Origin of the sequence: Thermonema rossianum DSM 10300, assembly GCF_000426825.1 — a bacterium.
Taxonomy (GTDB): domain Bacteria; phylum Bacteroidota; class Bacteroidia; order Cytophagales; family Thermonemataceae; genus Thermonema; species Thermonema rossianum.
On sequence record NZ_KE384579.1, the window covers coordinates 40,486 to 64,059 of the forward strand.

Here is a 23,574-nt window from a genome sequence, read left to right on the forward strand (position 1 = left end):
GGCCGCTCTTTTTATTGTATTTTTTGCACTTTTGTAAGCCCACACAATTCAAAAACTCATGCACAAAAAGGCTTTATTATGGCGTGGTGGCGGGCTTGTGCTTCTTTGCTTGCTGTTGTTCGTGCTGGAGTTGCTTTGGGGGAATGGCGCTTTGCCGGCGTCTTCGGTCATGCAGCTGCCGGCCATGCAAAAGATACTTTGGCAAATACGCTTGCCCCGTGCTTTGGCGGCGGCTTGTTGTGGCGCGCTGCTTTCGGTGGGGGGCTTGCTGATGCAGACGCTTTTTCGTAACCCCTTGGCAAGTCCTTCCATTTTGGGTATTAGTACGGGCGCAAGCATAGGGGTTGCTTTCGTGGTGTTGGTGCTGGGGGGCGGAGCATGGGGGGCGCTTGCGCTTACTCACCACCTGGGGTGGGTGATAGCAGCCGCTCTTGTGGGCGCAGCTCTTGTTTTATTGTTGTTGCTTTCGTTTGCCTGGTACCTGACCGACAACAACATGCTTTTGTTAATGGGCGTGATGCTGGGGTATTTGGGGAGTGCCCTCATCAGTGTGTGGCAGTACTTCAGCCGCCCGGAGCAGCTGCAAGCCTTTTTTGTGTGGATGATGGGAAGCTTCGATGGTCTTTTGCTTGAGTACGTGCCCTGGATGCTGGGCGGCAGTTTACTTTTACTGCTGGCACCTTGGTTTACTGCCCGGCAGCTGAATTTGTTGCTGATGGGCGAAGACTATGCTCGCAGCATGGGTGTTTCGCTGCGCTTCATGCGTCGTTGGATGGTCTTCTGGGCGGCACTTGCCACCGCTCTCGTTACGGCTTTTTGTGGCCCTATTGGCTTTGTGGGGATTGCTGTGCCTCATCTGACCCGCTTGTTTTTACGCCAGCAGAATCACTTCTTTACCATTCCCTTTGCCTGGCTTATGGGGGCTGCTTTCTGCATGGCTTGCGACCTCTTGTCGCGTTTATTTGATGCTTACTATGCTTTACCTGTCAATGTGGTTACTTCTTTAATAGGGGCACCGTTGGTGCTCTCTATCTTTTGGCGAAGAAGAAAAAAAACATTGGTTACTTAATCCCTTGTCTTTCATTGACCTGCCGGCAAAAGTGGCCCGGAATACGACCGAAGCTTCCCTTGCAACGAAAAGAGGATAGTTGTTTGGAATTCAATACTTTTTTATCTACCTTTGCAGTTCAAAAAAATGAAGTGTGAGTAAACCAAAACGTTAGGATTACATGCCAACCATACAACAATTAGTACGAATCGGAAGACAACCAAAGACTTACAAGAGTAAGTCGCCTGCGTTGGACAAGTGCCCGCAGAAGAGTGGGGTATGTACCAGAGTGTACACAACGACCCCCAAGAAGCCGAACTCGGCTTTGCGTAAAGTAGCCAAGGTGCGTTTGAGCAACGGCGAAGAAGTGATTGCTTACATCCCCGGTGAAGGCCACAACCTGCAAGAACACTCTCGCGTGTTGGTACGCGGTGGTCGTGTGAAAGACCTTCCCGGTGTGCGTTATCACATCGTGCGTGGTGCCTTGGATACTGCCGGTGTAACTGACCGTAAGCAGGGACGTTCGAAATACGGAACCAAGCGCCCCAAAGAGAAAAAGTAATTTAAGCTGATTGTTTAACCTTTCGTTTCTATCGTCATAGTGTGAAGCGAACAGCCGGTAAACGGCACTGCTAATTACCGGTTGAGTAACCAAAACAAGATTTATCATGAGAAAGGCAAAACCGAAAAAAAGATACGTATTACCTGACCCTAAATTTGGTGATGTTCAGGTAACCAAGTTTGTAAACAACCTGATGAAGGAAGGCAAAAAAAGCCTTGCTTACAAAATATTTTACGGTGCTTTGGATATAGTGCAAGAGAAAACCGGTGAAGAAGGTATCGAAGTATTCCGCAAAGCACTGAACAATGTAATGCCTAGCGTGGAGGTGCGTAGCCGCCGTGTGGGGGGTGCTACCTTCCAGGTGCCTACCGAGGTGCGTCCTGAGCGTCGCGAGTCATTGGGCATGAAATGGTTGATTCGCTTTGCGCGTGCCCGCGGCGAACGAACCATGGTAGAGCGCCTGGCAAACGAAATCATCGCTGCTTCGAAAGGCGAAGGTGCCGCCGTGAAGCAAAAGGACAACGTACACCGTATGGCAGAAGCCAACAAGGCGTTCTCTCACTTCAGATTCTAATCCCATCAATCAAATTATCGAAATACAATGGCTGATTTAAAATTAAAGTATCTGCGTAACATCGGCATCATGGCGCACATCGATGCCGGTAAGACCACCACCACCGAGCGTATCCTCTATTATACCGGCTTGAGCCACAAAATAGGGGAAGTGCACGAAGGGGCTGCCACCATGGACTGGATGGAGCAGGAGAAAGAGCGTGGTATCACCATCACCTCGGCAGCAACAGCGGTGCAGTGGAAGTACCCTACCGAGAAAGGATTGCCTACACCCGATACCAAAACATACCGTATCAACATCATTGACACCCCCGGTCACGTGGACTTTACCGTAGAGGTAGAGCGTTCGTTGCGTGTATTGGACGGTGCGGTGGCTTTGTTCTGTGCCGTGGGTGGCGTAGAGCCGCAGTCTGAGACTGTATGGCGCCAAGCCAACAAATACCGCGTGCCCCGTATTTGTTTTGTAAACAAAATGGACCGTGTGGGGGCCGACTTCTTCCGTGTGGTAAACGAAATCAAAGAGCGCTTCAACGCCAACGCAGTACCTTTGCAGGTACCTATCGGTGCAGAAGACAAGTTCCGCGGGGTGGTTGACCTCATTAAAAACCGCGCCATCATCTGGAACGAAGAAGATATGGGGATGACCTACGAGTATGTGGACATTCCCGAAGATTTGAAAGAAACAGTAGAAGAGTGGCGCCAAGTGTTGGTAGAGGCAGTAGCCGAATATGATGACTCACTGCTTGAAAAATACTTCGAAGATCCCGACTCTATCACACAGGAAGAACTGCTGACAGTTATCCGCAAGGCAGTTATCGACATGAAGATGTTCCCTGTGTTGTGTGGCTCTGCCTTCAAAAACAAAGGGGTACAGGCTGTATTGGACGCTGCCTGCGCCTTCTTGCCTTCGCCTTTGGATTTGCCTCCGGTAAAAGGTACCAACCCCAAAACCGGCGAAGAAGAAGAGCGTGTGCCTGAAAACTCGGGTCCTTTCACAGCACTTGCCTTCAAAATTGCTACTGACCCTTACGTAGGTCGTTTGTGCTTCATGCGTGTATACTCGGGGCAGCTGGAAGCCGGTTCTTATGTGTTGAACAACCGTACCGGTAATAAAGAGCGTATTTCGCGCTTGATGCAGATGCACGCCAACAAGCAGAACCCCATTGACCGCGTGCAAGCCGGCGATATTGCTGCTGCCGTTGGTTTCAAAGACATCAAAACAGGGGATACCCTTACCGACGAAGCCCATCCGCTCTTGTTGGAAGCTATGGAGTTCCCCGAGCCGGTGATTGGCTATGCTATCGAGCCCAAAACGCAAGCCGATAGCGACAAGCTGAGCCAGGCAATTGGTAAGCTGCTCGAAGAAGACCCCACTTTGCAAGTGGAAACCAACGAGGAAACCGGACAGACCATCCTCAAAGGTATGGGCGAGCTGCACCTGGAAATTATCATCGACCGCTTGAAGCGCGAGTTTAAAGTGGAAATCAACCAGGGTGCACCGCAGGTAGCTTACAAAGAAGCCTTGACGCAGCGCGTAGAACACCGCGAAGTATATAAGAAACAAACGGGTGGCCGTGGTAAATTCGCCGATATCGTTTTCGAAATCGGACCCAGAGAAGACGACAAGCCCGGCTTGGAGTTTGTAAACCAAATCGTGGGTGGTGCTATTCCGAAGGAATACATCCCTGCCGTACAGAAAGGTTTCGAGGAAGCCATGAAAAATGGTCCTTTGGCCGGCTTCCCCGTAGAGTCAATGTACGTGCGCTTGTTCCACGGTTCATACCACGAGGTGGACTCTGACTCGCTGTCATTCGAATTGGCTGCCAAGCTTGGTTTCAAAGAAGCTGCCAAGAAAGCAGCACCGCGCTTGATGGAGCCCATCATGAGCGTGGAAGTAGTAACCCCCGACGAATTTACCGGTGCTGTAACCGGTGACCTGAACCGTCGTCGTGGTGTGTTGCGTGGTATGGACACCCGTGCCGGCGCCCAGGTGATTCGTGCCTTCGTTCCTTTGGCAGAGCTGTTCGGCTATGTAACCGACCTGCGTACCATCACCTCGGGACGTGCATCGGCAACCATCGTGTTCTCGCATTATGAGTTTGTGCCTACCAACTTGGAGGCTAAGATTCTTGAAGACCTGAAAGGGGCTTCTGTAAAATAATGTAGGCTTTAACGGCGGTGCCGGACGGGCACCGTCTTAAACATAAAAAAACTATGGCACAAAAGATTCGAATCAAACTAAAATCCTACGATCACGATTTAGTAGACAAGTCGGCTGAGCGTATTGTGAAGGCTGTGAAAGCCACCGGCGCAGTGGTAAGTGGTCCCATTCCTTTGCCTACCAAAAAGGAAATTTACACTGTACTGCGCTCGCCTCACGTAAACAAAAAGTCGCGTGAGCAATTTCAGCTGTGCACTTACAAGCGCTTGATCGACATCTACTCCAACAGCCCCAAAACAGTAGATGCTTTGATGAAACTGGAGCTGCCCAGTGGAGTGGATGTGAAAATCAAAGTATAAGGATTTTACCGCATTCTTTCCGGAGCCGTGCAATTGCACGGCTTTTTTTATACCCTTTCGCTACTCTATCGATGGGAAATGAGTACGGCTTTTTTGCGAAATACTAAAAATTGTTTAATTGCAAAAAGCACTGATAGCATTCAAATTAAAAGAAAGGGCTATGGAAAAGTATCGCTTTGAAAAAGAGTTTGAAATAAAAGCGTCGCCGCGCATGCTGTATCCTTACTTGCTGAATCCCGACGGTTTGGCGCAGTGGTTTGCCGACGATGTGAAGGTGTTGCCGGGAGGCGATTACCTCTTTGAATGGGAAGGCGAGCAGCATCCTGCCCGTGTGGCAAGCCGTCGTTTGAACAAGCATGTAAAGTTTGTGTTTACCGACAGCGGAGATGACGAAATAAAAGCTAATTTTGTGGAGTTCTTCCTCTCGTATAACGACATTACCGAGTCCACTTTTCTGACGATTGTCGATTACTCGGAAATGGACGACGAAGAGGAACTGAACGAGCTGTGGGATGGCTTAATCCAAAGCCTTAAAGAAATTGTCGGAGGATAATGATACGTATTAAAATCATTGACAAATTAGTTTTAAAAAGTTTTTTAGGTCCGTTTTTCCTCACATATGCCGTCGTTGTTTTCATTTTGCTCATCCATACCATGATGGGCTATGTGGAGGAGTTGGTGGGTAAGGACGTTGGTTTTGTGGTGTTTGCCAAGATGCTCATGTATTTCAGCATGAGCCTGACACCGCTGGCATTGCCCTTGGCCGTATTGCTTTCTTGTTTGATTACTTTTGGAAACTTGGGTGAGCATTTCGAGCTGACCGCCATCAAAAGTGCAGGCATCTCGTTGGTGCGTGTTTTGTATCCCATTGGTGTGTTTGCAGCCATCATCACGGCTATAGCCCTGTGGTTTAGCGACCGGGTGGTGCCTTATGCCAATTTAAAGGCTTACAGCACGCTTTATAACATACGGATTACCAAAGCATCCATCGATTTAAAAGAAGGCGCTTTTTATAATGGCTTGCCGGGCTATAGCATCAAGGTGGCGAAAAAGGAAAACGACGGCAAGCTGTTGCGCAAGGTGATGATATACAATCACACTGCCAACAAGGGCAACAAAGAGGTGATACTGGCCGACTCGGCTTATATGTACACCATCCTGGATGGCAAATATTTGGTGATGGAGTTGTTCAAGGGGCGCAGCTATTCCGACTACATAGAAGGCAGCGCCAATAACACGCAGTTTTTGCGGCATGAATTTGACCATACCAAGATGGTCTTTAGCTTGTCTGCTTTTGAGATGAGCGAAATCCCCGATTCCCTCTTTGTGCATCACCGCATGATGAAAACCATCAACGAGCTGGAAGCCGACGCCGATTCGCTGAGCAGTCAAGTGGTGAATTTAAAGGAAACAATTCCACAGAACATGGCTGCGTACTTCACCTATCATCTTGAAGAGCTGCGTCCCAAACCAACCGACACTTTGCGCTTGCGTGCTGCTTCGAATGAAGCCATTGAGCTGCCCAAGGAGTTTCTCGACTCGCTGAAACGGCGTTCTATCCCTGAATCTCAATTAGCCATCATTTTACAACGGGCAGTAGGGCAGGCGCGAGGCGTGAAGCAGTTTCTGGACATGCGCGAAAAGCTTATCAAAGACAAAGAGAAAGAAGTGCGTGAGCATTTGATTGAAAAACACAGGAAATATACCTATTCGCTTGCCTGCTTCATCATGTTTTTGATAGGGGCGCCCTTGGGTGCCATTATTAAAAAGGGTGGCTTGGGCGTGCCCATCCTGGTCTCTATTGTGTTTTTTATTCTCTTTTACGCCCTTTCCATGACAGGCGAGAAGTGGGCTAAGGATGGCGTTGTGTCCGTCTTTTGGGGCATGTGGACTTCCGACTTCATTTTATTGGCTTTTGGGCTGTTCTTCTTACAGAAGGCACGCAACGACTCGCGCATGTTCGACAAAGACATTTACATTCACTACTTCCGCCGTTTGGGGCAGCGCTTGCGTGGTAAGAGTCAAGAAGTGGTGCAGGAAGCTTAGCAGCACGAAGGACAAAAAAAGGGGCACGATGCGCCCCTTTTTTTTGTGTACCACATCTGTTACTTGGGCAACTGAGCCAGTTTTTGTTTGGCTTTAGCTAATATTTCCGGATCCTGTGTGTTCTGTATGATTGACTCGAGCGTAGCCCTTGCCTGGAAATAATCGCCCAATGCAGCGTAGTTGTCGGCAATCAGCAGATAGCCCCGCAGGCGCCATTTGATTTGGTTGGGGAAGCGTTCGTTGAGTGCAAAAAGCGCATCCAGCGATGCTTGGTATTGCTTTTGTTTGTACAACAGCTCGCCTATCAGGTATTGCGCTTCGGCTCCAAACACGTCGGTGTTTTCTGTTGCCATGCGTTTGAGTATCTGTTGGGCTTCTTCGAACTGCTGCTTGCCAATAAGGGCTTTGGCTTTGAAAAGCTGGGCAGCGCTGTAGGCAAGTGTGTTGGCAAGTTCATCTTTTAGAATCTCTTCGCAGTAGTGCAAAGTAGAGTCATAGCTTTGCATGGCGTAGTGGGCTTCCATGAGTCCTTGCAGGGCTTTGCTGCGCTCGCGCCGGTTCATGGCTGCCTGCAGCAACTCCTGCCACATACGTTGGGCCTTGGCGTATTCTTTCCGGCTCATGTAGTAGTCGCCCATGCGCTGCAAAGAGCGGGTATAGCCCGTGCTTTTCTTCTCTTCTATGACTTGCAGATGCAGTTTTTCGGCTTGTTCGAAGTCGCCTGTCCGGAAGTAAGCCTCCGCCAAATAATAGCGGGCATCGTAGGCGTAAGGGCTGTTGGGGTGTTCTTGCAGGAAGAGCGAAAAGCTGGCTATGGCCTTGCCATATTTTTCGTTGAAAAACATGCCTTTGGCGGCATCGAATTCCAAGGCAATCAGATTGTCACTGTTGGGGTTGTTTTTCTTGTAAACAGCCAAAAGCGCTTCGAACTCTTCGTTGCGTCCGTGTTGGGTAAGCAGCTCCTGCGCGCCGGTTAGCGCACCGGTAGTAGCCGGATGATTGGGGTATTGCTCTATGATGCGTTTGTAGTCCTCTACCGCTTCGTTTACTTTTTGCAGGTTGGTATAAGCCACAGCCCGGCGCAGCAGGGCGTAGGGCACCAAGGGGCTGCCGGGTTTTTGTTGCATGAGTGTAGAGAAATGATTGACTGCTTCTTGATATTGCCGCCCTTCCAAGGCGATTTGTCCTAATTGGAAAAGCGCCTTGTCATAGTAGAGGTTGTTGCTGCCTTTTTGCACAATACGCTGCAAGCTACGTTGGGCATCGGCGTCTTTGTCCTGAATGTCCAGAATGATGCCTTGTTGGTAGTATATATAATCCTGGTCGGGGTAGTTTTTTTGCAGCGCTTTGGCATAGCTTTCAAAGCCGGCGTAATAGTTTTTCAATACATAGTGGCAGTCGCCCAGGCGTACCAGCGCATCGGCTTGCAGTTTTTCACTTGTATTGGGCAGGCTCAAAAAGCGCTCGAAGTGCTGCTGCGCTTCTTTGTATTGCTGCAGGTTGTAGTGGGCATAGCCCAAACCATAGAGTGCCATGGCTGTAATGTCACCTGTGGGTGCAGCCGACAAAGCTTTTTGATAAGCGGCAATGGCTTTTTCATATTCGCCCAATGCCGAATAAGCATCGCCGGCGCCTACGTAAGCCCGGCGGGTAAGAGAGGCATCGACCGGATAGCGCGCCGCCTTTTCAAAATAGGTAACCGCTTCCCGGTAATTACCACTATTGAACAGCTGCGCCGCCTGCGTAAAAGCTACTTCCTGGTAAATCTTTTGCTCTTCGGCATTTAGGCGCGGCAGCTGCTCCAAATAAGTGATGGCTTTCGGGTAATCGTTATTGAACAGATACGAGCGCGTAATCAGCTGCTTGGCTTCTTTGGCTTCAGGGCTGTTGGGATATTCCAGCACATACTGGTTCAACACTTCGATGGCTTCGGCACGGCGGTTCAGACGGTAACACAGCTTGCCGTAGTAGAACTGTGCCAGGCGGGCTACTTCCGGCTGATGGGTGGCTTTACGCGCCTGCTCAAACGCCAGCAGTGCGCTTTGATATTGCTCTTGCTTTAAATAAGCCAAGCCCATGTAATACATGGCTTCTTGTGCCAGTTGCATCTCGCTTTTGTCCTGCGACTGCAGCCCTGCCAAAGAGCGAAAGATATCGATGGCTTGCGGGTAGCGCTCCGAGGCATAATAGCTGTAAGCGATGCGGTAACGCATGGATGCAGGCAGTTGTGCAATGCTTTGCTTGCGCTGATATTGTTCGAAAGCCCGGGCCGCTTCCCCGTATTGCTGCAGCTGATAGTGGCTGTCGCCCAAGATGAGCAAAAACTGAGGATTGGCTTCTTGCATAGGCACCTTGCCGGCATAAGCCACCACTTCCCGGTATTGTTGTTTGCGATAGTGGGTAAGGGCAATCAGGTAGTGGGCGTGTGGTGCAAAATCTTTGTATTCGGTAGCAGCCGACAAGTCGCGCAGGGCTTCTTCGTTTTTTCCTTCCTGATAGCGTATATAACCACAGTAATAAAGTGCTGCCCCCCGGTAGGGGTTGGCGTAGCTTTTTAAAGGTGCAAGCTGGTCATAGGCTTTGTTATACTGATTTTGTGTGAAATAAGCATATCCGAGCATCCATTGCGTATCGCTTCGGGCATCCTGTGCCAGACGGTCACTTTCTATATGTTCCAATGCCTGCAGGGCACGGGCAAAATCTTTTTCTTGAAAATGATAGCGTCCCAGCTCGTAATACATGTATTGACTGAGCGGATGAAAGCGGTGTGCACGGACAAACGCCTCTGCCAAGCTTGTGCCATCGGCCTGCCGGGTGCGCAATGCGTCGGCTGCTTCGTGAAAAGCAGCATAGAGGCTTGCGTCCGGTCCGGCTATTTTTTTGTAAAAACTCCAGGACGGCAAAGCGCCCAGTCGCCAGCCCAAGGATTGCAGGTTCTGGGCATGTTGCCAATGGATGGCTTCTGCTTGTATGCCATAGGTGCTTTGGGCATGACTATGCGAGAAGAGAGAAAGACTTAAGAGTAAGCTTGCGGCGGTTAGGCTTTTCTTCATCATAGGATTGCTGTATGCTATTGAACCATGAGCTAAACTAAAAAATAAACGAATGAAAAACATATATCATTTGAAGTGGCGGCTTTAATCCACAACGAAAAGAGCTTCCAAGATGCTGTCGGCAATAAACTTACCTTTTTTCGTTAAACGCAAAGTGTCGTTTTCAAGTTGTAAATAGCCTTCTGCAACATAGCGTGCTATCTCTTGCTGCAGGCCGTCCCATTGGCGGGGCGTGAGGTATTGCCTGATGCGTGATAAAGAGCAGCCCCAAATGGTGCGCAGGCCGGTGAGCAACAATTCGTTGGCATGGTCTTGGGGTGAAAGGACTTCACCTTGGGCAGGCACCTTGCCCGCCGCAATGCTTTTGATGTAAAGCGCATTGTTTGCAATGTTGGCCTGCCGGCTGTGTCCGTCATACGAATGGGCGGCCGGTCCTACGCCCAAGTAAGGCAGCTGCTTCCAGTAACTGCTATTGTGGCGGGCAAATTGCCCCGGCAAGGCAAAGTTGGAAATTTCGTAATGAACAAAACCGGCTGCTTCCAGGCGCTCTATGAGCAGTGCCATCTGCGCGGCAGCCACGGCATCATCGGTAGGGGTGAGTTTCCCTTTTTGATACCATCGCCCAAAAACGGTTTTTTCTTCTATGGTCAGGCAGTAGGCCGAAATATGACCTACCTGAAGAGCAAGGGCTTGTTCGATGTCTTTGAGCCAGCGGTTGTGACTGACGCCCGGAATGCCATAAATCAAGTCGATGCTAATGTGACGGAAGCCAACGGCTTGCGCTTGCCTGACCGCCTCTATAGCCTGCTTGGCTGAGTGGGCACGATGCAGTTGGCGCAATACGTCATCTTGAAAGCTCTGAATGCCGATACTCAAACGGTTGATGCCCAATTGGTAAAATGATTGTAACTTTTCAAGCGAAAGGTCATCGGGGTTGGCTTCCAAAGTGACTTCGGCGTCTGTTTCTACATGGTGGAGTTTATAAATGGTATTCAAAATGCGCTCCAGGTGAAGTGGCGACAACAACGAAGGCGTGCCGCCGCCGAAGTAAATGCTTTGCAAAGACGGCTTGCCCGGAAGGTAATCCTTTTGTAAGTTCAATTCTTGGCAAATGGCGTCTATCATGGCAGGAAGGGTGCGCTGTGATGTGCTGAAGTGAAAATCGCAATAATAACATGCCTGTTTGCAATAAGGAATATGAATATAAATGCCTGCCATAAGAAGTTAGAAAATATGTTGACTGTTCTGCAAAGATATGGATTGCTCTGCGTTTGTGTGTTGTGTGTTTTCCGGGGGCAGGCACAGGATATTTGGCACTTCTTTACGCATCCTGACTTGCCGCAATGGCGGCGTAGCATGGCGGTAGCACCGGTGGGCAGTGCCGATAGCCTGCACAGGCTTTATTTGAAAGAGTTGCACGCCCAAGGCTATTGGGATGCAGCCCTCGACTCTTGCTGGCAAGCCGGCGAAACGGTGCAGTGTGTTTACAACCTTGGGGAACGTTGGCAACTGCGTTTGGCATCCATCGACAGCCTGCCGGCAGCTTGGAAACTACCGGCGCAGGTGCGGCGCCTGCTGCGAAAGCCCATGCCCTTCGATTGGGCATCGTGGAAACAACTGCAGCAAACGATAGTGGAGACGGCAGAAAACTACGGATATCCTTTTGCAGAGCTGCATACCGGCCAAGCCCGCTTCGATACTGCCAAAAAAGTATGGGAGCCCGCTTTGCACTTGCAGTTGCATACATTTGTTACCTTCGATTCGCTTATTATCAGCCCGGATAAAGGAAGCCTGCAAAGCACTTTTCTACGCAAATATTTGGGCATAGAGCGCGATGCCCCTTTCAGTCGCCGTGCCATCGAGCAAATCGATCGGCGCCTGCAGATGCTTGGGTTCCTTCGTTTGAAAGAGGAGCCCGAAGTGCGTTTTTCAGGCTTACAAGCGGACTTGCGTTTGCCTGTCGAGTGGGGCAATAGTTCTCAAATACAAGGTTTTTTGGGTTTTCTTCCCAACGAACAGAAAGACAATGAGCTGTTGGTAACCGGTGAGTTGAGTGTGCGTTTGCTGAACCTGTTCCGGCGGGCAAGCCGCCTGCAGCTTTATTATAATAAGATGCGCCCGACCTCTGAGCAGCTGCAAGCAGCCTACTTGCACCGGCGCCTGTGGGGGGCTTTTGACATAGAGGGCGTGCTGTCGTTACTAAGAGAAGACACACTGTTTATCAACGTCAACCGCCATGTAACCTTATGGCATCTTTTGGCGGATGGCAGCTATGTAAAAGCCGGAGTAGGGGTGCGCAGTTCGCGCTTGGGCTTTTCGCCCACGGGTACACAAGCCGAAGATTTTCGCTATCAGGAAACCGATTATTTGTATTACCTTCTGGGGTGGCAACAGTCGCGCCTCGATGACCGCTGGTTTCCCACACAAGGCTGGCAGGCAGAGGTAAGCTTGGAGTTAGGGAATAAGACCGTGCTGCGCAATCCTTTTTTACCGGAGGCTTATTATGATACCTTGCAGTTGCGCTCTTTTCAATGGCACCTGCAGTGGATGGTAGAAAAATACTGGTCTCTGACACAGCGGCAGGTGCTGCATTTCAAACAGCAAGGCGAAATCAGGCAGGCGGCGCTGTTGTTGCGTAATGAATGGGGGCGGCTTGGTGGGTTGCGCTCGCTTCGTGGCTTCAATGAGAATTTCTTTTTTACACCTGCTTACGCTTTGTGGACGGTGGAATGGCAGTATGTACTGCCGCCAAAGTCTTATTTGTTGCTCATTGCCGACTATGCCCTGCTGGCCGGTGAGGTGGGGGCAAAGGAATTATATGGGGCGGGTGCTTTGGGCGGCGGCTTGCAGCTGTTTACGCGTGCGGGCAACTTCCGGCTCATTTATGCGGTAGGGGCAGCCCCGCAGCAGCCTTTCGCTTTCAACCGTGCCAAGATACACTTTGGTTATGTGAGTGTATTTTGATTTTTTTGTGTAGCCAATATAAAATGTATGCTTTTGCGACTCTTGTTATTCATAAGCCTTTGGAGTGCTTGCCTGTCTGCCACGGCTTTTCCCGATACTTTAAATTATTTGCCTGTACACAACCTGCAGGAAGAGTGGCTGGTGTATGACCAGGCTTACGATGCTTATGTGCCTTACCTGCCTGAGCGCCACCAAGGGCAAAGCATACATTTCTTTTTGCACCGGCAGTACCGCCCTTATGAACTGTTGCTGTGGTTGCCGCATGAAGGTAGTTTGTGGTTGAATCAGCGTTTGGTGCAAATATTACCGGCCCGGCGGTGGGTGGTTTTGCCCTGCGAAGCGTTGCTGCTTGAACAGGAGTCTGCCTTTATTTCCTTGTTCGTGAAAGAAGGTGACGTTGAGCAGCTGCAAACATGGGTGGCACAGCGCTCAACAGGCTTGCATTCTTTTCAGGTAAATCAAGAAAGCGACAAACAAGTGCAGCTACAAGAGCCAATTGCCACACCTAAGGTGTTTGTGAAGAAAAAAAACATAGCCCGCTTGCGGGACATAGCTTTAATGGGCGTTTTGGCCCTTTTTATGGCTTACCAGGGGCTGCTGGCCATGTCGCCGCGCAACATGCAAGCTTTCATGAATATATCATGGGGGCAGCTGCAGCGCACGCGTGAGACGGCGCAAAGCTATTCTTTGTTTTCAGCTACTTGGTTTTTGCATCTGTTGTGGTTATCGGCACTGACAGCTCTTTTGTGGTTGCTGCTTTTCCCCGAGGTGTCTCTTACGAGCGACACACGCCTCTCTTATGCTTTTTACTTTTTGATTTGGGGTAAAGTATTTGTTCGTGTATTGGCGCTGCTGCTGGGCAAGTGGCTTGCCTGTGTGTTGGTGGCTTATGTGTTGAACTTAAAAGAAAGAGCCACCTTGCATTATTTCCGTTTCTTGCAAATATTTCAATACCTCGTTTTGCTGTTATTGACAGCTGCTTTCATGGCTTTGCTCTATTACCGCTTCGACCGGCTGGAGCAGTTTCGTTTTTATGCACTTGCTTTAGCTGCTGTTTTTTCTTCTTTGTGGGTACTTAGGCAGTTAAGTGCTCAGCCGGACTACTTCTCTTTGCGTAGTTTTTTGTATTTTTGCGCCACCGAATGGATACCCCTGTTCTGGTTCTTGAAAGCAATTCAATGATTTAAACCACAGTCAAATGAAAGACACCAAACTATTTGAGGATGTGAAGGAAAGAATGAAGCCGGTAAAGAGCATCTTGGTTTCGCAGCCCAAGGACCAACCGTCAAATGCCCCTTATTTTACACTGGCTGAAAAATATGGTATTAAAATAGATTTTCGCTCATTCATTGAAGTGCGACGTGTGCCCGTGAAGGAATTCCGCAAACAAAAAGTCAATATCTTAGACCATACCGCCATTATTTTCACCAGCCGTAATGCGGTTGACTTCTTTTTTGATACTTGTAAAGAACTGCGCATAGAGATGCCCGCCGATATGAAGTATTTCTGCATATCGGAACAAACCGCAAAATATTTGCAAAAGTACATCACCATTCGCAAGCGCAAACTCTTTGTAGGCGAGCGAACTGCCAAAGACCTGTTCCCTTATTTCAAAAAACACAAAGACGAAAAGTACTTGTACCCTTGCTCCAGCATCCGTAAAGACGATATCCCGAATTTCTTTAAAGAGCAGGGGCTGCATTTGACCGAAGCCGTGATGTATGAAACCGTAGCCAGCGACTTGTCTGACCTTTCTGATATAAAATACGACATCATCGTTTTTTATAGTCCTTCGGGCATTCAGTCGCTTTTTACCAACTTCCCTGATTTCAAGCAGGAAAACACACGTATTGCTGTCTTTGGACCTACTACGGCGCAGGCAGCCCGCGAAGCAGGTCTTATTGTGGATATAGAAGCGCCTTTACCCAATGCACCTTCTATGACCGGTGCCATTGAGGAGTATATTAAAATAGCCAACGGCTTGAAATAAAGCTGTATGTAGAGGCATTGATTTTCCCAAGTCGCACTCTCTCCATGATTGAGGGTGCGACTTTTTTGTTTGAGCTGTTGGTGATTCGCATGAATTACACTATCTTTAAAAAAGCTACGTTAGTAAGCGGTCGCACAAATAAATAATTTATGAAGAAGACCTACTGCCTGTATTTGCTTCTGCTGCTTTGTCTTCATGTGCCGGAAAGCCGAGCACAGCAGAGTCCGCAGTTTACTCAGTATGTACTGAACCCGCTTTTTTATAACCCGGCAGTAGCCGGTATGTCGACCGATGCCTTCCAAGCCACTTTGCTGCACCGCAGTCAGTGGGTAGGCTATGAAAACAGCTTTGACGACGGGGGCACACCTACCACCCAATTACTTACGGCTTCCATGCCTTTGCCGTCAGGTTTGGGGGCCGGGCTGCATCTGACCAATGACCGCCTGGGGCCTGTGCAAAATATGGAAGTGCAGTTGTCTTTTGCCAAGCGATTGAATATCTCAGGCTCTACCCTTTCGGTAGGGCTACGCGCCGGGGCTTATATGCAAAAAATCAACTACAACCTTTACCGCCCTAAAGACGGAAACGATCCGGTTCTGATTGGATTGCAGGGGCAAGAAACACAATGGAGCCCCGATGTAAGTCTGGGCGTTGCCTGGCAGTCGGAGCGCCTTTTTTTGGCGCTAAGTGCCACACATCTTGTGCCTTTCTCTTTGAACTTCGGCATCGATGCATTAAAAAATACTTTGTCGCGCAACGTTTATTTATTAGCTTCGTATAAATATCCACTGACGTATCGTTGGGAGTGGGAACCTATGCTGCTGGTGCGTACAGACCTGAACACCTACAGCATAGAAGGTGGGATGATGGTTTATTTTGACGAGCGGTATTGGGGGGGGCTTTCTTACCGTCAAGGTGATGCAGCCGCTCTTTTGTTGGGTACTTACCTTACCAACGATAGGCAATGGAGTGTGGGCTATGCCTTCGATTATACGGTGGGCAATGTGCAAGCCAAAAGTGCCACTTCGCACGAGTTTATGGTACGTTACACCTTGCCCATACGCTTATCGACAAGGCCGCCAAAACAATATACACCAAGATTTTATTTCTAAAATGATTTTAAATAAGCTTAAAGATTTGCAAAAACGATAAAAAAAACAGATTTTTCGTAAAGTTTTGTATGATATTTGTTAGCATTGTACTAAAATGTATTCTTAAATAAACACAGGAAGTTATGAATAGAATGGGCTTTCGATTGGTCACAGTCTTGATGTTGGCAGCCTCTTCGGTTTGGATGACGGGTTGCGGGCTCATAGGAGGCAAGAGAGGAAAGAATCAAGGCGAGTTGAATACCCGCCTTAAATATTCAAAAGGCGAGATTCCCTCCTTTGAGGAAGTGCGTCCGGGCTGGGACCAATACGTTCCGCAAGGAATGGTGGCTATCCCCTCCGGTACTTTCCACATGGGGCAAGCCGATGAAGATGTGGCGCATACACAACTGAACTTTAACAAGCAGATCACCATCAGCGCCTTCTTTATGGATGAAACGGAAATCACCAATAACCAATACCGCATGTTCACCGATGTGATGCTGGCTTATGCCAGTGGCACCAACTCCGGTATTGTGCTTGACCCCGATTATGAAGAGCAGGTGATGAACGTGATGTTCCCTAACGGAAAGCCCGACTCATTGGAAGTGATGCGCCGGGTATATCCTGATACCATGCGTTGGAAAAACGAATATGCACACCACATGGGCGACCCCATGATGGAATATTACTATTCTCACCCTGCATTTGACGATTACCCCGTGGTAGGGGTGAAGTGGACAGCCGCTCAGCTGTTTTGCCAGTGGCGTACTTACCACTTGAACCGCTATCGTGAAATAGAACAAGGTTACCCGCCGGCACCACGCTTCCGCTTACCTACCGAAGCTGAATGGGAGTATGCTGCCAAAGGAGGCCGTGACCTGGTGAAATACCCTTGGGGTAACCCTTATGTGCGCAATACCTTGGGTTGTGTGCTTTCTAACTTTAAACCTGGGCGTGGTAATTACTACGATGACGGCTTTGCTTATACTTCGCCGGTAGCCTCTTACTTTGCCAATGACTGGGGGCTCTACGACATGGCCGGCAATGTGGCAGAATGGTGCCAAGATGCTTACTATGAAGCTGCCTATCCTATTACTTGGGACTTGAACCCTGTTTTTGACCCGCCGGCGCCCAACCCCAACCCGGCAATGCCCGGCTTGACTTCTGACTTGGAAAGATATCCGCGTCGTGTGGTTCGTGGGGGCTCTTGGAAAGACATCGCTTATTTCCTTGAAACAAGCACCCGCACCTACATGCACTATGACTCTACTTCTACTTCGGTAGGTTTCCGTTGTGCCATGACCTATCTGGGACGCTCGGGAGGTACAGAGTTTGGTGTTTATTAAAATTTACCGCTAAATCTATTGTCTTTTGCTTGTTTTAAATAAAACCATTCTATAATATAGAACAATCAAACAACTTAAAATCTGAAAAAATATGAGCGCAAAGAAAAAGTTAAACAGAACAGAACATTTCTACACCTATGTAGTACCAAGAATTATTTCAGTAGGTGCATCTGTCGTGATTTTGGGGGCTTTGTTCAAGCTCATGCACTGGCCTGGTGCCGGATATATGCTAATTGCCGGTTTGGGTACGGAAGCTATTATCTTCTTCATTACTGCTTTTGCGCCTATTGAAGAACCGCATGAGCAGCCCGATTGGAATAAGTTGGTTGACGCGTTGTCTTCTGCACAACCTGCGGGGCGAGCCTTGGACAAAAATGTTGCCGCAAAACTGGCTGCTTTGGAAGCACAGCTGGCTGATAAAATACAGCCTCAAATGATAGATCAGTTTGGTCAAGGGATAAAAAAACTGGCTGAGAATGTAGAGAAGATGACCAAATTGGGAGATGCTGCCGTGGCTACCTCGGAGTATGCCAAGAACGTGAAACTGGCAGCAAATCAAGTAGCGGAAATGAACAAATCTTATTCGGTAGCTATTGAAGCGGTAGGCAGCATGGCCGAAGCATCGAAGGATGCGAAAGCTTATCATGCGCAAATTCAAGCTTTGACCAAAACTTTGGCAAGCCTGAATACCGCCTATGAAATGGAGTTGCAAGATAGCAAGAAGTACATCGAGGCTTTAAATAAATATTACGGAAGCATATCTACTGCCATGCAGAATGTGGCAGACGCTTCTAAGGATACTGAACAGTTTAAAGTACAGTTGGCAAACTTGACCGGCAACCTGACAGCCCTGAACAAAGTGTACGGTGCTATGCTCACCGCCATGAAAGGTGCTGCTCAGTAATCATCTGTTTTTTTAAAAAGAGTGTGGTGAGGCTGCAAAGCCTCTCTGTTTTTCAACTTTAAAACCTAAAAGAAACTATGGCCGGAGGAGGAAAAGAAACCATAAGGCAGCAGATGATTAACCTGATGTATCTGGTGTTAACAGCCATGCTTGCCTTACAAGTAAATAGTACTATTCTTGACAAATTCTTGTTCATTGATTCTACCCTGCAGGCAGCCATGCAAGCGTCCATAAAAGTAAACCAAGGACAAGTGCAGGCTGTGGCAAAAGCTGCAGAGGAAAACCCCGAGGCTAAAGCCAAAGCTGCTTTGCAGAAAGCGCAAAAAGCCCGGGAGCTGACCGAGAATATGCTGAAAGAAATCGCCGAGATAAGAAAGGAAATCATTGAAAAAGCAGGGGGAGGTATTGACCCCGAAACCGGACGGGTAAAAACACCTGCCGAAGAAACCAAATTAGAGGTTTTGATGGTAGGACCCGAAGGGCAAAAAAACGGCAAGGGCTACGAGCTCGAGAAAAAACTGGATAATTATGTGGACGAGCTGAAAAAATTGGTACCTTCTGTGGCGCCACAGCTGGTCTCTCTTACGCAAAGCAATAGGGAGAATCCCGTTACAAAAGAGCTTTACAAGAACGAGCCGATCGAGTTGGATAAAGACTGGGTGCAAGCCAACTTCTCTCATACGCCTGTGGCAGCAGCTTTGGCAGTGCTTTCACAAAGAGCCAACGAAGTGCTCCGTTATGAGAGCATTGTGCTCAGTGAATTGGCTAAAGAAGCCTCTGGGGTTACCTTGAAGTTCGACGTCATTCAGGCTACCTACACGGCACCGACGAGTGTGGTTGCCAATGGCATGAAATACCGTGCCGAGCTCTTTATCTTTGCTTCGGCTTCAAACGTGAAGCCTGTTATCAAGGTAGATGGACAGCCGGTGAAAGTGGAAGGCGGTAAAGGCATTTATGAAGTGATTGCCTCAGGTGGCACCCCCGAAGGGGTAATTAAAAAGTGGAAAGGGGAAATTACGATTCCCAAAGCCGGTGGTGATGACACTACTTTTGTTGTGGAAGGCGAATACAAGGTTGTACGCCCCGTAATGCAGATTCAATCGAAGAGTGTGCAGGCTCTCTACGAGGAGTGTGGCAACGAAATTCAAGTGTTGGTGCCCTCTCTGGGTGACGAATATAACCCCTCTTTTAGCGGTACCGGTGCTACTTTTATTCCGGGCAAAAACCGTGGTGATGTGATTATCGTACCAAGGAGAGGCGTGAATAAGGTAGTGATGTCGGTAAGCAGCGGTGGTCAGCTCATTGGTACGCAAGAATTTGCGGTGAAGAAGGTGCCGGCAGCTTCTTTGGCATTGGTGGTCAATGGTCGTGAGGTAGAAAAATCTATTACCCGCGGACAGCTGCGTAGTGCACAGGTAGTTGCCAAGGCAGATCCTTCCTTTGCCGAGTTCTTGCCTAAGGAAGCCAATTATCGTGTACAACAGTACCGTGTGGAAGTTTACCGTGCAGGGCGTCCGGTGGCAAACGGTAACTCTTTGGCGAGTGTAGTAGGTAGTGTGCGCCCCGGAGACACGGTGGTAATCATTGTAGAGTCGGTTGTGCGTACCAACTACCGCGGGGCTGTCATACCTGCATCGGTGAGACCCAAGTATTTGAGTGTTGTGATAGCAGGATAATGATAAAAACAGCGGAGGCAGGCAGTTGTCTGCTTCTGCTGAATATTCTCCGGGCTGGTTTCAGGCATAATATTTGATGAAAGTTAATAAAGTACAATAATTGAAGAATCTTATGAGAAGAGGCATTGGTATTTTGATGTTGCTTTGCTTGTTGTCGGTATCGGCATGGGCTCAGTATGGCTACAATCCCCTGGCATTGCACCCCGTTCTGGAAGACGACATCATGTTTCGTCGTGTGCTGACGCGTGTTATTAATTTGCGTGAGAAACAGAACAGGCCTTTTGCAGCAGTTGGACACCATATTGCTCAGGAGATTATCTGGGCAGTGGATTCCGGCTATGTGACTGCCTACAGCTATCCCGATGAACGGATGGAGGTGTCCCTTTCTGACAGTGCCTGGCGTTCTCAAATAGCAGAAAGAGACGAGTTTGATGTCTACTTGGACTTGCCCATGGACCCCTCCAATATTTCAGTATTGGAAATTACGGAGGAGGTTATCTTTGATAAGCGTCGCTCGCGCATGTATATCAATATTTTATCACTGGCTTTGGTGGCACCGGGCTATAATAAGCAGGCCGGTGGCACAGATTTATACATTGCCCGTTTTAAGTACAAAGAGCTGGCAGAGTATTTCCGTAAAAAATATGAAGAAAGCAATCAAACACGTTGTTTGTGGTACAATCCGCAAAACAACCGCCGGCACATGTGTTTGACCGATGCCTTTGAGTTGCGCCTCTTCTCTTCCCGTATTGTGAAAATCTCCAACCCCGACGACTTATTCATCGCTGAATATCCGGAGTTGCAAGGTAACATAGAAGCTCAGCTTTATAAGTCTCGTGAAATTGAATACGAACTGATGGAGTTTGAGCACAACTTATGGGAGTTTTAACTCTCCCTTTATCCATACACTTCCTGTGTAAATCGAAAAAGGTTATTGTGTTGAAACGCAATAGCCTTTTTGTTTTTAGGACATCGATGCTATACATTTGCAACTAACCAAAGAGAAAACATCAAGCATTATGTACGGACCTCCTGCTTCAGATTATTGGAAAAAAGGGCGTGTTGACCAATGGGAAAAAGGCAATAGCCTGCGTTGGCATCAGGCGGTAGTGCCGGTAAATCTTACCGAGTCGTTGCCGCAGCTTACTGCTGCTTGTCAGGTAGCTTTGCTTGGTTTTATGTCTGACGAAGGCGTAAGACGTAATTTGGGGAGGGTAGGGGCAGCAAAAGGCCCTAAGGCGCTGCGGGCAGCACTTACTTCTTTGCCTTACCCATGGAGCGCGGAACAGTTAGGTGTCTGGGATGCAGGCGATGTGTGCTGTTTGGGTAAGTTCTTGGAAGATGCACAAGAAGATTTGGGAGAGAAGGTAGAGTTGCTTTTGGATAGAGGCGTTACGCCGCTGATAATAGGTGGGGGGCACGAGGTAGCCTGGGGGCACTTTCAGGGAATAGCCCGGCACATGGCAAAAAAGAAAGATAAACCATCTATAGGTATTATCAACTTTGATGCTCACTTTGACTTGCGCAACTATCTGGATATTGGTTCGTCAGGCACACCTTTTTTGCAGATTGCACACGACTGTGAGCGCCGTGGGTGGGCCTTTCACTATCTTGTCATAGGCATTCATTCAATGGGAAACACCCGCGCTCTTTTTGAAAGGGCACAGGCTTTAGGGGTGCGCTATATATCATTGGAAGCACTCTATGAACAACCCATCCCGGGCTTCTATACTTTGCTGGATGAGTTTGTGGCAGATAAAGACTTCCTTTATTTGACTTGTTGCTTGGATGTTTTTTCCGCTGCGTTTGCACCGGGAGTAAGTGCGGTGAATGGCTTAGGGTTGGCGCCGTGGCATGTTTTGCCTTTATTGCGACATCTGGTAGCTTCCGGAAAACCTTTCTCTTTTGATATAGCCGAGCTGAATCCCAAGTATGACATAGATGGGCGTACGGCTAAACTGGCGGCCAAGCTGCTGTATTCAGTAGTGGAAACTAAGGTGCAGGAGTAGAAGCAGCCTTTTGTGCTTCTTGAAGTTTTCGGTAAAAGCGCCGGACTTCGGGCTTATCGTTTGCCAGTGCAGCTGCATTTTCGTAGAAGTCTTCCGCTTGTTTTAGGTTGCCTTGTTCCAAAGCACAGTGGGCTTTGGTGAGCCACGCTTCTATGGCATAGACCTCTGTTTTCAAGAGTATGCCGGCATGAAGTTGCGCTTCTGCACATAAGCCGGCGCGCAATGCCCACTGCATGGCATCTTTTCTTATGTCGCTATTTTGGGGGGCGAATTTTAGGGCACGGCATGCCCACTCGTGGGCAGACAGGTAGTCTTCTTGAAGACTGTAGAGATAGCCTTTGAAATGCAGTGCGTCGGCATTTGCCGGTGCCGCCCCGATGGCAAGGGCTATGTATTGATGTGCCTTTGAGATTTTTTCTTGAGCCAGTGCTGCTTCAGCAAGCAATTCATAAACAAGCACGCTATCGGCAGTGCGGAACTTCAAAGCGTTTAATAAGGCTTTTTCAGCTTCTTCCGTGTGGTTTTGCAGCAGTAGAGCAGTGCCTTGGTACTGCCACGCAAGTGCATCGGCGGAATCGTGGGCGATGAGTTGTTTGCAAATATTTTCTGCCTCTTTTGCCTCGCCTTCATATAAAAGGGTAAGTGCCAGCTCATGCCATTGTTGGCGTCGTATGTGTTCGAGTGTGTCTTTTGAAAAGTGTTGGCTGAGCAATTTTCCGGCATCATAAAGGCAGGCCTGCAGCACGCCTTGGTGTTTGTTTTGCGTTTCCAGCCGGACAACCGGATACCAAAGATAAAGGGCTTCGGAATAGTCGGCAAGAGCTTTCTGAGGTTGTTGCAAGGCTAAATAGACCAGCGCGCGGTCGTGGAACAAGCTTCCCAGCATTTGCGGAGTTTGAGCAGCTGTAATGGCTTTTTGTAAGTAATCAAGTGCTTGCTCATAGGCTTTGTTCTCATAAAGCATGCGGGCGAGCAGTTGATATCCCTCTATGGGCAAAGGTTCGGGAAGGAGCTGAAGCACCTGTATGGCTTTATTGCGCTGTTTTAAACCATACAGGTTTTTCGCCCACAGCACATAGTCTTCTTTATTCAGCAACTGCGGGGCTTTTTTTTCTACCCATGCCAACAGTTGAAGCACTTCTTTGTAGCGTTTTCGCCTATATTGGCAATAGGCTTTGCCCACATAGGCAAGGTAAAAACCGGGGGCTTCGTTAATGATTTGATTAAAGTAGCCCAAGGCACGCTCTTCTTCCTGTTTTTCAAGACACAACATGCCTAAGTGAAAGAGCACCTCTTGGCGCAGTGGCGAAGTGCCGGGAAGTGCCTGGTAAGCATAATCAAAATGAGTTTCAGCAGCTTCGGCAAGCCCGGCTTGGGCATAAAGTATCCCCAAGTTGAGGTGCAACTCCGGCGCTTCGGGGGCAAGGCGGTAGGCTTGAAGATAGGCTTGTTCTGCCTGTGGAAAAGAATCGAGTGCCGTTTGCACTTCACCAAGCAATAGCCAAGAGGCGAGCGAATCGGGGTAATGGCAGCTTAGCTGAAGGGCAGTCCGGTAGGCGTCTGCCCATTGCTCGCTACGAAGCAATATATCGCCCTTCAACAACAGCGCATCGAAATGCAGGCTGTCTTCTGCAAATGCAGCCTGCAACTTTTCGAGGGCTTTGTCCCACTTGCCTTTGGTCGATTGTTTGTATGCCTGCTTCAGCCGGCGTTCGATAGACTGTGATTGAGCAGACGGCAGCCCGGCGAGAAAAAGGAAAAGAAATACGAAAAGGTGCAGTACTTTTACCAT

The 23,574-nt window shown here is 48.7% G+C and carries 19 protein-coding genes; 16 read left to right on the forward strand and 3 right to left on the reverse strand.

The window, feature by feature from the left end:
* Positions 1–58: 58 nt before the first annotated feature.
* The 7 genes from K384_RS11830 to K384_RS11860 all read left to right on the forward strand — a co-directional run bounded on the left by K384_RS11830 (position 59) and on the right by K384_RS11860 (position 6,749).
* Positions 59–1,069, forward strand: coding sequence for a FecCD family ABC transporter permease (locus K384_RS11830; RefSeq protein ID WP_038032682.1), 1,011 nt, complete (start codon positions 59–61; stop codon positions 1,067–1,069).
* A gap of 160 nt (positions 1,070–1,229) precedes the next feature.
* Positions 1,230–1,610 carry a 30S ribosomal protein S12 gene (gene rpsL / locus K384_RS11835; RefSeq protein WP_038032683.1) on the forward strand — a complete coding sequence of 127 codons (381 nt, stop codon included), beginning with the start codon at positions 1,230–1,232 and terminating at the stop codon, positions 1,608–1,610.
* Between the two features lie 106 nt (positions 1,611–1,716).
* Entirely contained in the window at positions 1,717–2,184 is a 468-nt protein-coding gene (rpsG, locus tag K384_RS11840) for a 30S ribosomal protein S7 (RefSeq protein WP_038032685.1), read from the forward strand.
* Positions 2,185–2,211: 27 nt separating this feature from the next.
* Positions 2,212–4,344, forward strand: a complete 2,133-nt coding sequence (gene fusA / locus K384_RS11845) for an elongation factor G (protein ID WP_038032686.1) — start codon at positions 2,212–2,214, stop codon at positions 4,342–4,344.
* Positions 4,345–4,397: 53 nt separating this feature from the next.
* On the forward strand, positions 4,398–4,703 hold the full coding sequence (gene rpsJ / locus K384_RS11850) for a 30S ribosomal protein S10 (RefSeq protein ID WP_038032688.1): 306 nt from the start codon (positions 4,398–4,400) through the stop codon (positions 4,701–4,703).
* Between the two features lie 160 nt (positions 4,704–4,863).
* Complete coding sequence (locus K384_RS11855) at positions 4,864–5,256, forward strand: START-like domain-containing protein (RefSeq protein WP_038032974.1); 393 nt, start codon at positions 4,864–4,866, stop codon at positions 5,254–5,256.
* The gene (locus K384_RS11860) at positions 5,256–6,749 is read left to right on the forward strand and encodes an LptF/LptG family permease (RefSeq protein WP_051633368.1); all 1,494 of its coding nucleotides are present in this window, start codon (positions 5,256–5,258) and stop codon (positions 6,747–6,749) included. The genes K384_RS11855 and K384_RS11860 overlap by 1 nt, the downstream gene beginning before the upstream one ends.
* A 59-nt stretch (positions 6,750–6,808) precedes the next feature.
* Here the strand turns inward: K384_RS11860 and K384_RS11865 are convergent, their stop codons facing one another.
* Both K384_RS11865 and hemW read right to left on the reverse strand, forming a co-directional pair.
* Positions 6,809–9,805: a tetratricopeptide repeat protein gene (locus K384_RS11865; protein WP_169737654.1), complete on the reverse strand. Its 2,997-nt coding sequence runs from the start codon at positions 9,803–9,805 to the stop codon at positions 6,809–6,811.
* A gap of 81 nt (positions 9,806–9,886) precedes the next feature.
* On the reverse strand, positions 9,887–11,020 hold the full coding sequence (hemW, locus tag K384_RS11870; RefSeq protein WP_038032692.1) for a radical SAM family heme chaperone HemW: 1,134 nt from the start codon (positions 11,018–11,020) through the stop codon (positions 9,887–9,889).
* A gap of 15 nt (positions 11,021–11,035) precedes the next feature.
* Here hemW and K384_RS11875 point away from each other — a divergent pair, with 15 nt between their 5' ends.
* The 9 genes from K384_RS11875 (at position 11,036) to hutG (ending at position 21,782) form a co-directional block, all read left to right on the forward strand.
* Positions 11,036–12,766, forward strand: a complete 1,731-nt coding sequence (locus K384_RS11875) for a BamA/TamA family outer membrane protein (protein WP_038032693.1) — start codon at positions 11,036–11,038, stop codon at positions 12,764–12,766.
* Between the two features lie 27 nt (positions 12,767–12,793).
* Positions 12,794–13,948: a DUF4271 domain-containing protein gene (locus K384_RS11880; protein ID WP_038032696.1), complete on the forward strand. Its 1,155-nt coding sequence runs from the start codon at positions 12,794–12,796 to the stop codon at positions 13,946–13,948.
* A gap of 16 nt (positions 13,949–13,964) precedes the next feature.
* Positions 13,965–14,756, forward strand: coding sequence for a uroporphyrinogen-III synthase (locus K384_RS11885; RefSeq protein WP_038032699.1), 792 nt, complete (start codon positions 13,965–13,967; stop codon positions 14,754–14,756).
* Between the two features lie 149 nt (positions 14,757–14,905).
* Entirely contained in the window at positions 14,906–15,868 is a 963-nt protein-coding gene (locus tag K384_RS11890; protein WP_038032701.1) for a PorP/SprF family type IX secretion system membrane protein, read from the forward strand.
* Between the two features lie 122 nt (positions 15,869–15,990).
* Positions 15,991–17,193 carry a T9SS ring complex lipoprotein PorK/GldK gene (porK, locus tag K384_RS11895; RefSeq protein ID WP_038032702.1) on the forward strand — a complete coding sequence of 401 codons (1,203 nt, stop codon included), beginning with the start codon at positions 15,991–15,993 and terminating at the stop codon, positions 17,191–17,193.
* A 91-nt stretch (positions 17,194–17,284) separates the two neighbouring features.
* Positions 17,285–18,097 (forward strand): type IX secretion system motor protein PorL/GldL, encoded by an 813-nt coding sequence (porL, locus tag K384_RS11900; protein ID WP_038032704.1) that lies wholly within the window; start codon positions 17,285–17,287, stop codon positions 18,095–18,097.
* A 77-nt stretch (positions 18,098–18,174) separates the two neighbouring features.
* Entirely contained in the window at positions 18,175–19,773 is a 1,599-nt protein-coding gene (gene porM / locus K384_RS11905; protein ID WP_051633369.1) for a type IX secretion system motor protein PorM/GldM, read from the forward strand.
* Positions 19,774–19,885: 112 nt separating this feature from the next.
* Positions 19,886–20,662 (forward strand): type IX secretion system ring subunit PorN/GldN, encoded by a 777-nt coding sequence (porN, locus tag K384_RS13495; protein WP_084147224.1) that lies wholly within the window; start codon positions 19,886–19,888, stop codon positions 20,660–20,662.
* Between the two features lie 130 nt (positions 20,663–20,792).
* Positions 20,793–21,782: a formimidoylglutamase gene (gene hutG / locus K384_RS11915; RefSeq protein WP_038032705.1), complete on the forward strand. Its 990-nt coding sequence runs from the start codon at positions 20,793–20,795 to the stop codon at positions 21,780–21,782.
* Here the strand turns inward: hutG and K384_RS11920 are convergent.
* On the reverse strand, positions 21,766–23,574 hold the full coding sequence (locus K384_RS11920; RefSeq protein ID WP_038032706.1) for a tetratricopeptide repeat protein: 1,809 nt from the start codon (positions 23,572–23,574) through the stop codon (positions 21,766–21,768). The genes hutG and K384_RS11920 overlap by 17 nt on opposite strands.